At 40.4% G+C, this 228-nt stretch carries 1 protein-coding gene; it reads right to left on the reverse strand.

Annotated elements, in window-relative coordinates:
* Nucleotides 1-228: PKD domain-containing protein (locus ACXR6G_RS20185; protein ID WP_458363259.1), on the reverse strand; the 228-nt coding region annotated here is incomplete at both ends.

Consider the following 228-nt stretch of genomic DNA (forward strand, 5'->3'; position numbering starts at 1 on the left):
TAATTCACCATCACTAACTGTTAATTCAAAAGTATAAGCTTTATCAGCATCTACTGCTGGTGCAGTGAAACTTGGTGCTGAAGCATTTGCATCAGTAAGACTAACACCTTCTTTTGATGTCCAAGCATAAGTCAATGTTGTGTTAGCATCGACATCACTTGAAGCACTTGCATCCAAAGTCACAAGATCGCCTTCGTTTACTGTTTGCGCATCACCTGCATTAGCAAC

The sequence above is a fragment of the Ancylomarina sp. YFZ004 genome, assembly GCF_054254355.1.